13 protein-coding genes are annotated in these 13,629 nt (G+C 70.4%); 4 read left to right on the forward strand and 9 right to left on the reverse strand.

What is annotated here, in order from left to right; genetic code table 11:
* Positions 1–8: 8 nt before the first annotated feature.
* Positions 9–812 (reverse strand): pectate lyase, encoded by an 804-nt coding sequence (locus tag ACIQJT_RS10600; protein WP_402641898.1) that lies wholly within the window; start codon positions 810–812, stop codon positions 9–11.
* Between the two features lie 45 nt (positions 813–857).
* Positions 858–1,835 (reverse strand): polysaccharide lyase family 1 protein, encoded by a 978-nt coding sequence (locus ACIQJT_RS10605; RefSeq protein WP_365448855.1) that lies wholly within the window; start codon positions 1,833–1,835, stop codon positions 858–860.
* A 1,034-nt stretch (positions 1,836–2,869) separates the two neighbouring features.
* Here ACIQJT_RS10605 and ACIQJT_RS10610 point away from each other — a divergent pair.
* Positions 2,870–4,180 carry a PHB depolymerase family esterase gene (locus ACIQJT_RS10610; protein WP_402641901.1) on the forward strand — a complete coding sequence of 437 codons (1,311 nt, stop codon included), beginning with the start codon at positions 2,870–2,872 and terminating at the stop codon, positions 4,178–4,180.
* A 4-nt stretch (positions 4,181–4,184) separates the two neighbouring features.
* Here ACIQJT_RS10610 and ACIQJT_RS10615 read toward each other — a convergent pair whose 3' ends face one another.
* Positions 4,185–4,364: a hypothetical protein gene (locus tag ACIQJT_RS10615; RefSeq protein ID WP_365448857.1), complete on the reverse strand. Its 180-nt coding sequence runs from the start codon at positions 4,362–4,364 to the stop codon at positions 4,185–4,187.
* Between the two features lie 307 nt (positions 4,365–4,671).
* Positions 4,672–5,751 carry an NADH:flavin oxidoreductase/NADH oxidase gene (locus tag ACIQJT_RS10620; RefSeq protein WP_365448859.1) on the reverse strand — a complete coding sequence of 360 codons (1,080 nt, stop codon included), beginning with the start codon at positions 5,749–5,751 and terminating at the stop codon, positions 4,672–4,674.
* Positions 5,752–5,919: 168 nt separating this feature from the next.
* Between ACIQJT_RS10620 and ACIQJT_RS10625 the strand changes: the two genes are divergently transcribed.
* Positions 5,920–6,273: a helix-turn-helix transcriptional regulator gene (locus ACIQJT_RS10625; protein WP_053850425.1), complete on the forward strand. Its 354-nt coding sequence runs from the start codon at positions 5,920–5,922 to the stop codon at positions 6,271–6,273.
* On the opposite strand, the gene ACIQJT_RS10630 is transcribed toward ACIQJT_RS10625, so the two are convergent.
* Together ACIQJT_RS10630 and ACIQJT_RS10635 are read right to left on the reverse strand one after the other, a co-directional pair.
* A complete protein-coding gene (locus tag ACIQJT_RS10630; protein WP_402641906.1) occupies positions 6,193–7,569 on the reverse strand; it encodes a nucleobase:cation symporter-2 family protein in 1,377 nt (458 codons plus the stop codon). The two genes, ACIQJT_RS10625 and ACIQJT_RS10630, sit on opposite strands and share 81 nt — an antisense overlap.
* A 52-nt stretch (positions 7,570–7,621) precedes the next feature.
* The gene (locus ACIQJT_RS10635) at positions 7,622–9,037 is read right to left on the reverse strand and encodes an FAD-dependent oxidoreductase (protein ID WP_402641908.1); all 1,416 of its coding nucleotides are present in this window, start codon (positions 9,035–9,037) and stop codon (positions 7,622–7,624) included.
* Between the two features lie 189 nt (positions 9,038–9,226).
* On the opposite strand from ACIQJT_RS10635, the gene ACIQJT_RS10640 reads away from it, so the two are divergent.
* Positions 9,227–9,691, forward strand: coding sequence for a DUF6214 family protein (locus tag ACIQJT_RS10640; protein ID WP_402641911.1), 465 nt, complete (start codon positions 9,227–9,229; stop codon positions 9,689–9,691).
* A 27-nt stretch (positions 9,692–9,718) separates the two neighbouring features.
* Here ACIQJT_RS10640 and ACIQJT_RS10645 read toward each other — a convergent pair whose 3' ends face one another.
* Positions 9,719–10,363: a DUF305 domain-containing protein gene (locus ACIQJT_RS10645; RefSeq protein ID WP_402642601.1), complete on the reverse strand. Its 645-nt coding sequence runs from the start codon at positions 10,361–10,363 to the stop codon at positions 9,719–9,721.
* A 120-nt stretch (positions 10,364–10,483) separates the two neighbouring features.
* On the opposite strand from ACIQJT_RS10645, the gene ACIQJT_RS10650 reads away from it, so the two are divergent.
* Complete coding sequence (locus ACIQJT_RS10650) at positions 10,484–11,986, forward strand: hypothetical protein (protein ID WP_365448867.1); 1,503 nt, start codon at positions 10,484–10,486, stop codon at positions 11,984–11,986.
* Here the strand turns inward: ACIQJT_RS10650 and ACIQJT_RS10655 are convergent.
* Both ACIQJT_RS10655 and ACIQJT_RS10660 read right to left on the reverse strand, forming a co-directional pair.
* Positions 11,974–12,648: a helix-turn-helix domain-containing protein gene (locus tag ACIQJT_RS10655; RefSeq protein WP_365448869.1), complete on the reverse strand. Its 675-nt coding sequence runs from the start codon at positions 12,646–12,648 to the stop codon at positions 11,974–11,976. The genes ACIQJT_RS10650 and ACIQJT_RS10655 overlap by 13 nt on opposite strands.
* 253 nt (positions 12,649–12,901) lie before the next feature.
* Entirely contained in the window at positions 12,902–13,594 is a 693-nt protein-coding gene (locus ACIQJT_RS10660) for an HAD family hydrolase (RefSeq protein WP_402641915.1), read from the reverse strand.
* Between the last annotated feature and the right edge of the window lie 35 nt (positions 13,595–13,629).

The raw sequence follows: 13,629 nt of genomic DNA on the forward strand, positions 1-13,629 counted from the left end.
CGGAGCGGCTACTTGTAGGTGATGTCGGAGGTCGCGTACTTGCAGTACGTGCCGTCGGGACCGGAGCCGTTCGTGGTCGGTTCCTTGCCCGTGTTGTTCCCGATGTACTTCTGGCACGGGACGATCTTCTTGCCGGAGTCGCCCACGATCGTGATGTTCCTCAGGGTCGCGCTGTCGCCGTAGTTGGTGTTGATGCCGACGAGCTTGTTGCCCGAGTAGGTCGCCTCGACGCTGTTGAGGTTGATCGTCCGCTTGTACTGCGTCGAGCAGTTGCCGCAGGAGCGCACGAAGGTGCCGAAGTTCTGCACCGCGAAGTTGGAGATGTTCAGCGTGCCGGCGCCGTTGAACTGGAACACCTTGTCGCTGGCCGACCGCGCGCCACCGCCGGAGACGGTGTACACGTTCGACGACGAGGAGCCCCGGAAGGTCGCCGCGTCCTCGCCGACGTCCTCCCACCACACGTTCTGCAGCGTGCAGCTGCCCGCGCAGTGGATGCCGTCGGCGGCCGGGGCGCCGATGATCACGTTCTTCAGGACGGTGCCGGCGGCCAGGTTGAGGATCGGCCCCTGGTCCTCGTCCTGGCTGCCGCTGCCCAGGTCGCCCGTGCCGTACAGGCGCTTCATGCCGTAGTCCTTGGTGCCGGACAGGTTGATGGTCGAGGAGACCGCCTGGCTGCCGTTCGCGGTGGGCCAGGTGGCCGCGCTCGCCGTCGAGGCCTGCATAGTCATGATCATGCCAACCGAGAGGCCGAGGGCGGCCGCGGCGCCGGTCAGCGCACGCGTACGCGCGCGTGGACGTGCCGAAGAAGTCATGTCCCGGATCCTTCTTCCGTGTCGGGGGTGGACGGGTGTGGGGGGTCAGATCTTTCCGGCGCCCGCGCCGCCGGTCACCGAGGTGACGACGGAGGACGCGGGCTCGGCGGTGTAGCCGTACGGAGCGCTGGTGAAGGTGCCGACCCGGGAGACCTCGGTGGCGGCTCCGCCGAGGTCGTTGCCGCGGAGATTGGCGTATCCGTCGACGTCGCTGCTCCGGTTCGTGGTGACAGCGACTCCGGTACTGCGGAAGACGTTGTTCTCCACGAGCATCTGGGCGCCCATGCGCGAGTGCACCGCGGTCTCGGCGCCGACGACGTAGTTGTCGTAGAAGTGCCCAGTGCCGAAACGCAGGCTGGGAATGCGCGAGTTGACGTTGTTGAACCAGTTGTGGTGGTACGTCACCTTCAAGTGACCGGTGTCCTCGCTCGCGTTGTTGTCGCTGTGGCCGACGAGCGAGCCCTTGAAGTGGTCCTTGAAGGTGTTCCAGGACACCGTCACGTTGTCCGAGCCGTGGTTGATGTCCAGCAGCCCGTCGTAGTAGTCCTTGTCGTGATCGCGGTCCGCCGAGAAGGAGTTGTGGTCGATCCACACCTTCGTCGAGGCCTGCACCTCGATGCCGTCGGCGGGTGCGAGCGGCTTGCTGATGTTCAGGTTGCGGACCACGACGTTCGTGACCTTCTTCAGCCGCAGTCCGCCGCCGGTGAACCCGGACGACGAACCGACGCCCAGCACCGTGGTGTTGGAGCCGACGTCGACCGTGCCGCTCAGCGGGATCAGGCCGTTGACCTTGACCACCTTCGCCGTGCTGCCGGTCACGGCCGCCTTGAAGGCGCTCAGTGTGGAGACGGTGACCGCGGAGGCGCTGCCGCCACCGGTCGTTCCGGCGCCGAAACCGACGGGGGAGGTCTCGGCGGCCCCGGCGGGCTGCGTGACGGCCAGGGCGGCCGCCGTCGCGAGCACGGCCGCACCAGCGGCCAGTGCGGATCTTTGCGTGTGTGTACGTGGGGGGCGAGTACGCATGCGGGGTGCGTCCCTTCGTGGCGCCTGCCCGGCGCCTGATAGGCCATGTACGTGAACGTTAATCTCCATGTTGGACGGTGCGTGCAGCACAGCGCGGCAATGTGTGGTCGCACTGCACCGGTTCGGTCACATCGCTGAACGGAACGTAGAGGGTAAGCGCTTTCTGGTCAACGCTTCGCGCAGAAGACATTCGGCCACTCGGGCGGGGGAGGGTGCGGCGCGCAAGCGAATTCTTTCGATGTGTGGGAGCGCTTCCATGGCAGCCATGTGCATGCCACCATGCTCGCCGGACGCTTCCCTTCCGCAGGATCGCCCAGACCGTCCGAGAGGGGTGAGGCGGTGGCGCCTCCGTGTACGGGTACGTTCGTCGGCGGCCCGGCGCTCACCTCGCCGGGGCGCGGGGTCGGTTGTCTGCCGGCCCGCCCGTCGGGCCCGAGCGGTTCCTCCGGTGCCGTAACCGTCGGTGCGTCCACGGGGCGACCACGAGCCCCGGGGGGCCGGCTTAGGGGCAGCCGGGCTGCGCCGTCCACGGGCTCCGGGCGGGCCCGGTGGGACCGAGGCCGCACGAGTGTCGTGTGCCGGGGCCGGTTGGTCGCGCGTGTGTACCGCGTGGTCGTGTGCCGGAGCCCCGTGGCGGCGCGTGCGTACCGCCTGGTCGCGCCCGTCCATTGCCTGGTCGCGGGTCTGGAGCGCACGGTCGCGAGCCCGTGCGCCGACAGGCCGGACGGCTCGCGGATGTCGAAGGCCGTCACCGGGGCGAACGGCCTCATTCCGTCGCGCGGCGAGACCTCGCAGGACGGCCGGCTCGACGGGGCCGAGGACTTCGGCCGCAGCGTGCTGATCCGCGAGGAGACGGCCGCCGGACCGTCGCCTCATCCCCTGCCGGTTGCGTGGGCCCTCTCCGAGCCCGGGCCGGGCCCGGCCGTGAGCGGCAGCCCCTCCCCGCCGGCCCCTCCCTACCGTCCCTTCCCCACCGGCCCCTTCGACCCAGCCCACCCATCCTGCCGATCCTCCCGAAAGAGAGGGACAAGGACGTGTCCACCACCCCCAGGAGACCACTGCGTTCGGTGCCCGCGACCCTGCTGGCCTTACTCGTGGCGGCGCTCTTCGTCGCCGTCCCCACCGCGTCGGCCCGCACGGAGGCAGCCCGCACGGAGGCCGCCCCCACGGCGGCCCTCACCGAGATCACCGGCTTCGGCACCAATCCCAGCAACCTCCAGATGTACCTGTACGTGCCGGACAGCGTCACCGCGCACCCGGCGGTCGTCGTGGCCGTGCACTACTGCACCGGCTCGGGACCGGCCATGTACAACGGCACCGAGTGGGCCCGACTGGCCGACACCCACGGCTTCGTGGTGATCTACCCCTCGGTCACCCGGTCCAGCAAATGCTTCGACGTGTCCTCGCCGCAGGCACTGAAGCGCGGCGGCGGCAGCGACCCCGTCGGCATCAAGTCGATGATCGACTGGACGGTGCGGACCTACTCCGCCGACACCGCCAGGATCTACGCCACCGGCATCTCCTCCGGCGCGATGATGACGAACGTCCTGCTCGGCGACTACCCGGACGTGTTCGCGGCGGGCGCGGCCTTCTCCGGCGTCCCCTTCGGCTGCTTCGCCACGACCGACGGCTCCGAGTGGAACAGCGCCTGCTCCGGCGGGACCGTCATCCGCACCCCGCAGCAGTGGGGCGACCTCGTCCGGGCCGCGTACCCCGGCTACACCGGCCCCCGGCCGCGCATGCAGGTGTGGCACGGCACCGAGGACGACGTGCTGCGCTACCCCAACTTCGGCGAGGAGATCAAGCAGTGGACGAACGTCCTCGGCGTCAGCCAGACACCAGCAGCCACGGACACGCCCGCCCCCGGCTGGACCCGCACCCGCTACGGCGCCACCGGTGACCGGGCCCCCGTCGAGGCGATCAGCCTCCAAGGGGTCGGCCACAACCTCTACGCCACCGGCATGGCCGCCCGTGCCCTCACCTTCTTCGGCCTCGACAGCTCGGGCCCGGCACCCCAACCCCAGCCGGGCGCCTGCAAGGTGACGGCCACGACCAACGCCTGGAGCACCGGTCTGACGGCCTCGGTCACCGTCACCAACACCGGCACGAGCACGATCAACGGCTGGCAACTGGCCTTCACCCTCCCCGCCGGCCAGACCATCACCAACGGGTGGGGCGCCACGTACAGCCCGGCCTCCGGCGCGGTGACGGCGACGAACGCGACCTACAACGGCACTATCGCGCCGAACGCGAGCGTCAGCATCGGCTACCAGGCCGACCACAGCGGGAACAGCGCGGCCCCGGGTGCCTTCACACTCAACGGGCAGGCATGCACGGCGAGTTGATTGCTCACCGGCCGGCGCGGTCCTCCGGCGGGATGTTCCGGCGCAGCGCGCGGGCGCCCCGCCGGACGGCGTGCCGGGAGCGCAGCAGACCCCGCACCTGGTCGAGCAGTCCGGTGAGGAGGCACAGAAACACGGACACCACGCTCGATGCGCCCAGGATGTCCAGGACGATCCGCGACTCCATGCTCGGGGCCTCCTCCGAGAGGGAGGGCGATCGAACCGGGCGCGAGCCGCAGGTGGACGGCAGGTGTCTCGGGCCGACCACCCGGTACCGACGGTGATCAACCGAGGCCCTGCCGGCATGCAGGCCGCGTGTGAAGTTGTCGCGATTGACGCGCCGCCGATCCGTTCGGCGGACGCGCCCGGAAGGGACGCCGGACCCGTTCCCGTCGCAGCCGGCGAGCCGACCGTGCGCAGGGAGCCTGCTTTTCCCGCTCCCTGCGCCGGAGGCCGTTCCGCCCCCTGCGCCGGAGGCCGTTCGGGGAACAGGCTCAGACCGACCGGTGGTACTGGTCAGGTACGTGCACGTCCCCGCCCAGCTCGCGGGCCGCGAGCCGGGCCCAGGACGGGTTCCGGAGCAGTTCGCGGCCCAGCAGCACCGCGTCCGCCTCACCGTTGGAGAGGATCTTCTCGGCCTGTTCGACCTCGGTGATGAGGCCGACCGCGGCGACCGGGAGGGAGGTCTCCGCCTTGACGCGGGCGGCGAAGGGGACCTGGTAGCCGGGACCGACCGGGATGCGGACGCCCGCCGCGTTGCCGCCGGTGGACACGTCCAGAAGGTCGATGCCGTGCGCCCGCAGGTCGTGGGCGAAGCGGACCGTGTCGTCCGGGGTCCAGCCGCCCTCCTCCAGCCAGTCGGTCGCCGAGATGCGGAAGAACAGGGGCTTGTCGTCGGGCCACACCTCGCGGACCGCGTCGACGACCTCCAGCGCGAAGCGGGTGCGGTTCTCGTACGAGCCGCCGTACTCGTCGGTGCGGTGGTTGCTGTGCGGGGAGAGGAAGTTGCCGATCAGATAGCCGTGGGCGCCGTGGATCTCGGCGACCTCGAAGCCGGCGGCGAGGGCACGCCGGGCGGCGTCCGCGAACTGCTCGACCACCTCAGCGATCTGATCGGCCGTCAGCTCTGCCGGCACGGGGTGGCGCTCGTCGTAGGGCAGCGCGCTCGGACCCAGCGGCTGCCAGCCCAGCGCGTCCGGGGCGAGCGGCGCGCCGCCCTTCCACGGCTGGTCGGTGGAGGCCTTGCGGCCTGCGTGGGCGAGCTGGATGCCCGGGACCGTGCCCTGGGAGACCAGGAAACGGGTGATGCGGCGGAACGCCTCCACCTGGGTGTCGTTCCAGATGCCGAGGTCGTAGGGGGTGATGCGGCCCTCCGGGCTGACCCCGGTGGCCTCGACGATGACCAGGCCGGTGCCGCCGGCCGCGCGCGCCGCGTAGTGCGCGAAGTGCCAGTCGTTCGGAGCGCCGGCCGCGGCACCGTCCGGAGCCGCCGAGTACTGGCACATCGGCGGCATCCACACCCGGTTCGGGATCGTCACGTCGCGCAGGGTGAAGGGCTCGAAGAGTGCGCTCACGGCGGGCTCCATTTCGTCACGGGACCGGTGGGGTCGACTCGTACGATAGGCATCGTAGTACGTTGGATGTCAAACTACGAGAGGTCTCGTACAATGGACTGCCCGAGGCCGTACGAGCCGGTCCCCGAGTCCCTACGGCCCCGGGATGCCTGGAGAAGTGGAGCCGCCGTGACCTCCCCCGCCGTCAGCAGTCGTGCCCTTCCGCACCCGGAGCGTGGCGAGATCCGGCTGGAGGGCATCCTGCACGCCCTCTCCGACCCGATGCGCCTGCGGATCGTGCGAGAGCTCGCCGCGGTCCGCGACGAGCTCTCCTGTTCGCACTTCGACCTGCCCGTCACCAAGTCGACGACCACCCACCACTTCCGGGTGCTGCGCGAGAGCGGGGTGATCCGGCAGGTCTACCGGGGCACGGCCAAGATGAACGGCCTGCGCCGGGACGACCTAGACGGGCTCTTCCCGGGGCTCCTCGACGCCCTCCTCGACGCCGCCGCCCGCCAGTCCGTCCGGATCGGGAGCGACTGAACCCCCCTTCGCGGGCAGGTGGTTGAAGAGCAGGTTCAACACGATCGCCGTCAGACAGCCCGCGCTGATGCCACTGTTCATCACCGTCTGGAACCAGTCGGGGAACTTCCCGTAGATCGTCGGCACGCCGACCGGCAGCACACCCACGGCCACCGAGACGGCCACCACCGTCAGGTTGTTGTTGCCCCTGAAGTCCACCTGGGCGAGGGTCCTCACCCCGCTCGCCGCGACCGTCCCGAACATCACCAGGCCCGCTCCGCCCAGCACCGGCGCGGGTATCGCCGCGACCACCGCGCCCAGCTTGGGCAGCAGGCCCAGCAGGACCAGGATGCCGCCGGCCGCCGCGACGACCCAGCGGCTGCGCACCCGGGTCATGCCGACGAGGCCCACGTTCTGGGCGTACGCCGTGTACGGGAAGGTGTTGAAGACGCCGCCGAGCACGGTGGACAGACCGTCGGCGCGCAGGCCGTCCGACAGGGAGCGCGGCTCGACCCGGCGGTCCGTCATCTCCCCGACGGCGATCAGGTCACCGGTCGTCTCGGTCATCGTCACCAGAGCGACCACCAGCATCGACACGATCGCCGAGAACTCGAAGACGGGCGCCCCGAAGTGGAACGGCGTGCTGATCCCGGCCCAGTCCGCGTCCCCGACCCCGCCGAAGTCCGTGAACCCGAAGGGGACGGCCACCGCCAGGCCCACGAGGATGCCGACCAGTACGGCGATCCGGCTCAGGAAGGCCGGCGCGAACCTCTGCACGCCCAGGACCACGACCAGGACGAAGGCGGCCAGCGCGATGTTCCTCGGTGCGCCGAAGTCGGCCGAACCGGCGCCGCCCGCCGCCCAGTTGCCGGCCACCGGCAGCAGCGAGACGCCGATGACCAGGATCACCGTGCCCGTGACCAGTGGCGGGAAGAAGCGCAGGAGTCTGCCGAAGACCGGGGCCAGCAGCATGATCGCGAGGCCCGCGACGATCACCGAGCCGTAGATCGCCGGGAGTCCGCCGCCCGTCGTGCCGATCAGGACCATCGGGGACACGGCCGCGAAGGTGCAGCCCTGCATGATCGGGAGCCGGACCCCGAAACGCCAGAAGCCGACGCACTGGACGAGGGTGGCGACGCCGCACACGAGAAGGTCGGCGGTGATCAGATACGCCAGGTCCGCGGGCGACAGCTTCATCGCGCTGCCGACGATCAGGGGGACGGCCACAGCGCCGGCGTACATCGCGAGGACGTGCTGGAGGCCGAGGGCGGTGAGTTGGCGTACCGGGGGGACTTGGTCGACGGGGTGCTTGGTCATGGGGGGACCGTAAGCTCCTTGCACATTCTGTTGATTTCGGGGGTGTTGCCGGTCAGTTGCCCGGTGCGGGCTCGTGGCGACGGGCCGCGTCCGCGCGGGGCCGGCCGCCGCTGGACGCGGTCTCGCGCCCCTGGACGCCCTGGGCGGCGTCCAGGAGGGACTGCCAGTCGGGGAGTTTGACCACGCCCCGGCCCAGGGACGCCCCGAGCTCCGCCTCCGCCCGTTCGATGGCGCACCAGCCCGCCCACTCCACCGGCTGGAGTCCCGCCGCGCGCAGGACGTCGAGCGGATCATCGCGCCGTTCTCCGCGTACGAGCGCGGGTGCGTCCTCGAGGAGCGAGGCCACCGTCTCCTTGGCGTCCGGGCGGTTGGTGCCGATCACGCCGGTAGGACCGCGCTTGATCCAACCGGCCACGTACACTCCCGGGACGGCGGAACCGCCGCGCACCACACGGCCCTCGACGTTGGGCACCGTGCCGCTCTCCGCGTCGAACGGCAACCCCGGCACCGGCAGGCCCCGGTAGCCCACCGACCGCAGCACCAACTGGGCCTCGATCTCCTCGAACTCACCGGTGCCACGCACACCGCCGTGTCCGTCCGGCAGCGTCCTCTCGAAGCGGACCGCTCCCACGCGGCCGCCGTCGGCGAGGACTTCGACGGGACGCAGGAAGAAGCGCAACGAGATCCTGCGGGACGACGGTTGTGCCTCCGCCGCCGCCCAGCCCCGCAGCACCTCCACGTTCCGGCGCTGCGGAGCGGCCAGGGGCGAGGGGTCGAGGTATGCCGGATCCAGCGCCAACTCCTCCGCCATGACCGTCACTTCGGTGTCCGGGAGGGACCCCAGCTCGCGCAGCTCCTTGGTGGTGAAGCTGGCCTGGGAGGGGCCTCTGCGACCCACCATGTGGACCTCCCTCACCCGGCCGGCCGCCAACGCGGTGAGCGCCGGATGAGGAATGTCGGTCGGGCTGAGCTCGGTCGTCCCGCGCGCCAGCATCCGCGTCACGTCGACGGCGACGTTGCCCACGCCGATGACCACCGCCGACCGGGCTCCCGCCACGAAACCGAAGGCCCTCGAGTCGGGATGCGCGCTGTACCAGGACACGAACTCCGTCGCCGACCAGCTCCCCGGCAGCTCCTCGCCCGGGATCCCGAGATGCCGGTCGCCGGCGGCGCCCACGCAGTACACGACGGCGTGGTACAGCTCGCGCAACCGCGCGGCCGGCACCCCGCCGGGGCCGATCTCGACACCTCCGGCGAACCGCACCCGCTCGTGCTCCAGGATCGTCCGCAGGGTGTTCTGGAGCGATTTGATCTTCTCGTGGTCCGGTGCCACGCCGTAGCGCACCAGACCGTACGGGCACGGCAGCCGGTCGAGGACGTCCACGAGCACGTCGGGGTCCTGCTGGACGAGGCTCTGGGCGGTGTAGCACCCGCTGGGCCCGGAGCCGACGACGGCGACACGCAGCACGGCGGAACTCCTTACGACAGGAGTCGCTGACACTCCCAGGATCGCACCGCCCGTGCTGCTCTGACAGGGTGCCGGAGGGACCTGGGCATGCGTGTCCGCCCACGGGGAGTGTGATCATGCGGTTACGTTGCGTGTGTGCTAGAAGCATCCTTTCTTAATCTTTCTGATCGTTGTCCGACGGACGGCAGCGTGTCCGTGTGGCCCGCGTGGGAAGTGCGGGAGGACGGGGGCGCGACGGCGTGGTTCCAGGTCCGGCTGGTCTTCCCCGACGGTGCCCGGGTGGACGCCCTCGCCGTGGTGAGCGAGGACGGTGTCTTGCTGGAGGACGTGCGGGCGCAGCCGGCGCTCTCGCTCGACGACCTGGGCGCGCTCGCGGACTGGATCGAGCAGCCCCTCTTCGAGGCGTGCGGCCGCAGGCCCGAGGTGGAGGCCGACGCGGAGGTGGGCCCGGCGCGTCGAGCCCGCCCGGCCTGGCCCCGGGGGCTCGAAGGACGGTGGCTGATCGCGCAGGAGTACCGGGCCGCCCAGGAGGACGGCGTCGACCCGGTCCTCGCCGTGATGTGCGCGACCGGGCACAGCCGCCGCAAGTCGCTCAGGCTCATCTCCCAGGCGCGCGACGCGGGTTTCCTGACGCCGCGTCATGCACGGCGGTGAACAGGCCCGTTGGATGGGCCGGTCCGCTCAGAGCATGTTCCGCATGCGGTTGATCTCGCTGGTCTGCTGGGCCACCACGTCGTCCGCCATCTCCTCGATCCGGATGTTGTTGCCCTGGCCCTTCACGTCCGTCGCCATGGTGATCGCCCCCTCGTGATGGGTGATCATCAGGGTGAGGAAGAGCTCGTCGAAGGCCTTCCCCTTCGCCGCGCGCAACTTCTTCAGCTGCGCCTCGGTCGCCATGCCGGGCATCGTCGCGTGCGCGTGGCCGTCGCCCTTCTCGGACTGGCCGTGCTCCTTCAGCCAGGCCCGCATCGCCTCGATCTCCGGCCCCTGCGCGGCCGAGATCCGTTCGGCGAGGGCCTTGAGCCTCGCCGACTCGGCGCGCCGCGGCGCCAGTTCGGTCAGTTCCAGGGCCTGGGCGTGGTGCGCGATCATCATCCGGGCGTACGAGACGTCGGCCGAGTTGGGGGTGTCGTCGTCGGCCCGCTGCTCCTCGGCGTCCTGGGCGGACAGTGTGCGGTTCGCCTCACCGGGCTTGCCGGGCGCCAGCACCGAAGGCCCGCTCGCCGGGGCGGACTTGGAGTCCCCGCCGGAATCGCAGCCCCCGAGGGCCAGGGCTGCCAGCGCGGCCAGGGCGGCCGTCACGTAGGGCGCGCGGCGGAAAAGCACAGTGGTCACCCGTGGTCCTTTCATGACGAGTTTGTTGCCCCCTGTTGATCTGTGCATGGTGAAGACGATACTGCGGTGACGCGTGAACCGTTCCACATGAACGGCACAGGGAGGAAAACAGTGATCCTGTTGAGAGAGTCCCGAACCCGGCACAGACGCCTGGGAGTTGCCGCGGCCGCCGCGGGTCTCCTGGCCGCGCTGCTCACCGCCGGTCCCGCCGTCGCGACCCCCGACCCCGGGGACGGCCCGGCGACCGGCAAGGGCGTGTCCAAGAGCACCGAGGCCGAGGTGAAGGCCGCGATCGCCGACGGCGAGATACCCGGCCAGGACGAGATCGTCCACTCCGGCAACATCGAGCACCTCGTCAACATCCCCAAGGACGCGCTGCCCGGCACCAATTCGGACCTGGCCTTCCAGGGCAGGTACGCCTTCTCCGGGAACTACGACGGCTTCCGGATCTTCGACATCAGCAACCCGAGGGCGCCGAAGACCGTCGCCCAGGTGCTGTGCCCCGGATCGCAGAACGACATCTCCGTCTCCGGGAACCTGCTGTTCCTTTCCACCGACTCCTCGCGCAGTGACAGCAGTTGCAACAGCACCACCCAGCCCGCGACCGAGAAGTCGTCGTGGGAGGGCATGAAGGTCTTCGACATCAGCGACAAGCGGAACCCGAAGTACGTCGCCGCCGTGGAGACCGCCTGCGGCTCGCACACCCACACGCTGGTGCCCGAGCGCAGGAACGTCTACATCTACGTCTCCTCGTACTCGCCGAACGCCGCCTACCCCGACTGCCAGCCGCCGCACGACGGCATCTCGGTCATCAAGGTCCCGCGGAACGCGCCCGAGAAGGCAGCCGTGGTGAGCTTCCCGGTGCTCTTCCCGGGCGAAGGGCCCGACGGCGGCGGCAACCCCGGCTCACCCACCAACCCGGGCGTCTCCAAGACCACCGGCTGCCACGACATCACGGTGCTCCCGGACGAGGACCTGGCGGCGGGCGCCTGCATGGGTGACGGCATCCTGTTCTCCATCAAGGACCCCGAGAACCCGAAGGTCATCGACCGGGTGCAGGACAACGTGAACTTCGCGTTCTGGCACTCGGCGACCTTCAACCAGCGGGCGAACAAGGTGGTCTTCACCGACGAGCTGGGCGGCGGCGGCGCGGCCACCTGCAACGCGGAGATCGGCCCGAACCGCGGCGCCGACGGCATCTACGACATCGTCGGCAAGGGCGACAAGCGCAAGCTCGTCTTCCGCAGCTACTTCAAGATCCCCCGCCACCAGGCGGACGTCGAGGTGTGCGTGGCCCACAACGGCTCGCTGATCCCGGTCAAGGGCAGGGACATCATGGTCCAGGCCTGGTACCAGGGCGGCGTCTCCGTCTGGGACTTCACGAACTCCGCGCGCCCGAAGGAGATCGGCTACTTCGAGCGCGGCCCGGTCACCACCGAGCGGCTGACGACCGCCGGCTCCTGGTCGGCGTACTACTACAACGGCTACATCTACTCCAACGACATCGCCAAGGGCTTCGACGTGCTGAAGCTCAGCGACAAGCGGACGGATCCGGCCAGGAAGGTGCGGCTCGGCGAGCTCAACGTCCAGACGCAGCCCGACTACTTCGACTGACCCCCGGCCTCCGGGCCGGTCTCGAAGAACCGCGACAGATCCGTGTCGTACGTCCCGCCGGGCGCCTCGGTGCCCGGCGGGACGCCCTGCTCCCAGTCGAGCCGGTAGCGCGTGAACAGCTCGGCCCGCAGGGTCGTGATCGGCATCGGGACGTTCGGCAGGACCATCGCGTAGACCGCCCCCATGAGCTGCGAGCGCAGCATCGGGTAGTCGGTCTCGACCGTCTGCGAACCGTGCCGTTCCATCGTGTCCCGCAGCAGTTCGGCCAGGCGCTGCTGCTCCGGGCACTGCACGAAGCCCTCGGTGTCCAGCAGTCCCGCCATGTGCTGGCGCATCAGCACCGTCCGGTCCCGGGCCAGGCCCAGGACCGCGTCGATGGCCCGGGCCATCCGCTCCCGGCCGTCCTCGGTGCGCGGCTCGCGCTCCAGCGCCTCCTCCAGCGTGCGGTGCATGAGCCGGTGCACGGCGGACTGCACGAGCTGGCGCTTGCCGGGGAAGTAGTAGGACACCAGACCGCGCGCCGAACCGGCCCGGTCCGCGATGTCGCCGAGGGTCGTGGCGTCGTAGCCGCGTTCGGAGACCAGCTCCAGCGCCGCCTGGAGGAGCCGCTCCCGGGAACGACGGCGCAGCTCTTCGTTGACCGAGGCGCTGCGCGGGGACATGCTGTGACTCCTGCGTTGACTGGCTGCCAGCCAACTATACTCAGTGCGTCCCGGACCGGACCGTAAAAGGCCTGGTCGGGGCTGCCGCCTACTCTGGGCGACGCGGGGGATCGTCCAGGGTGGGCGAGCATACTCCCCGATGGTGTCCTCAGGCGACCACCAGGACGGGGTGACCACCCCGTTTTCGGACACTTTTCGGTGTCGCACGCAGATGTCGATCCCGCGCGTCGACCGGTGCCGTCGGGCAGGGCTCTCACTTCACCAGATCGAGAACGGCCCGCAGCGCGTCGGGCCGCTGTGCCGCCGGCAGGTGGTCCACGAAGTGCACCCCGCAGCCCAGGGCTGCCGCGCCCCCGTCCGCCCGCCGGTCGTCGCCGACCATCAGGACGTCCCGGGGCGCCACGCCGAGCGCCGTGCAGGCGGTTTTGAACAGCCGGGGGTCCGGCTTCTGGATGCCGTGCTCGTACGACAGCACGTACGCGTCGACGTACGGATCGAGCCCGTGCGCGCGGAAGACGGGGCGCAGGTCCCAGCCGATGTTGCTGACCACGCCCACCTTGGTCCCGCGCTCGCGGAGCGCGCGCAGCACCTCGTCGGCGTCGGGATAGGCCTGCCAGGCGGCCGGCAGCATGTGCCGCTCGTACAGCGCGTCGTGCAGGGCGGGATCGGGCAGCGTGACGAGCCGTGACAGGCCGGTGTACGCGGCCCGGTGCAGCTCCGCGCTCTCGTCCCGGACGTTCCACACGGCCGCGAGCTCATCGGGCATCGGCACCTGGGGCGCGAGTCCGCCGGGCAGCGCCCCCACGCTCTCCAGCTCCCGCGCGGCCCGCGTCAACTCGGCCTCGGCAAGGGTGATTCCCGCCTCGTCGAGGACGGCCCTCAGCCAGGCGTCGGTGGACTCGATACGGAAGAGGGTGCCCGAGAAGTCGAACAGCACGGCAGTCATACGGTGATCCTACGGACCGGGATCGCGCGCGGGTC

Source organism: Streptomyces sp. NPDC091972 (assembly GCF_044756385.1).
GTDB lineage: Bacteria > Actinomycetota > Actinomycetes > Streptomycetales > Streptomycetaceae > Streptomyces.

What these genes read in the sequence shown, in the direction of transcription:
- ACIQJT_RS10600 (WP_402641898.1), bottom strand. Translation starts at nt 812, where the DNA reads ATGACTTCTTCGGCACGTCCACGCGCGCGTACGCGTGCGCTGACCGGC.
- ACIQJT_RS10605 (WP_365448855.1), bottom strand. Translation starts at nt 1,835, where the DNA reads ATGCGTACTCGCCCCCCACGTACACACACGCAAAGATCCGCACTGGCC.
- ACIQJT_RS10615 (WP_365448857.1), bottom strand. Translation starts at nt 4,364, where the DNA reads ATGGAGTCGCGGATCGTCCTGGACATCCTGGGCGCATCGAGCGTGGTG.
- ACIQJT_RS10630 (WP_402641906.1), bottom strand. Translation starts at nt 7,569, where the DNA reads ATGACCAAGCACCCCGTCGACCAAGTCCCCCCGGTACGCCAACTCACC.
- ACIQJT_RS10655 (WP_365448869.1), bottom strand. Translation starts at nt 12,648, where the DNA reads ATGTCCCCGCGCAGCGCCTCGGTCAACGAAGAGCTGCGCCGTCGTTCC.
- ACIQJT_RS10660 (WP_402641915.1), bottom strand. Translation starts at nt 13,594, where the DNA reads ATGACTGCCGTGCTGTTCGACTTCTCGGGCACCCTCTTCCGTATCGAG.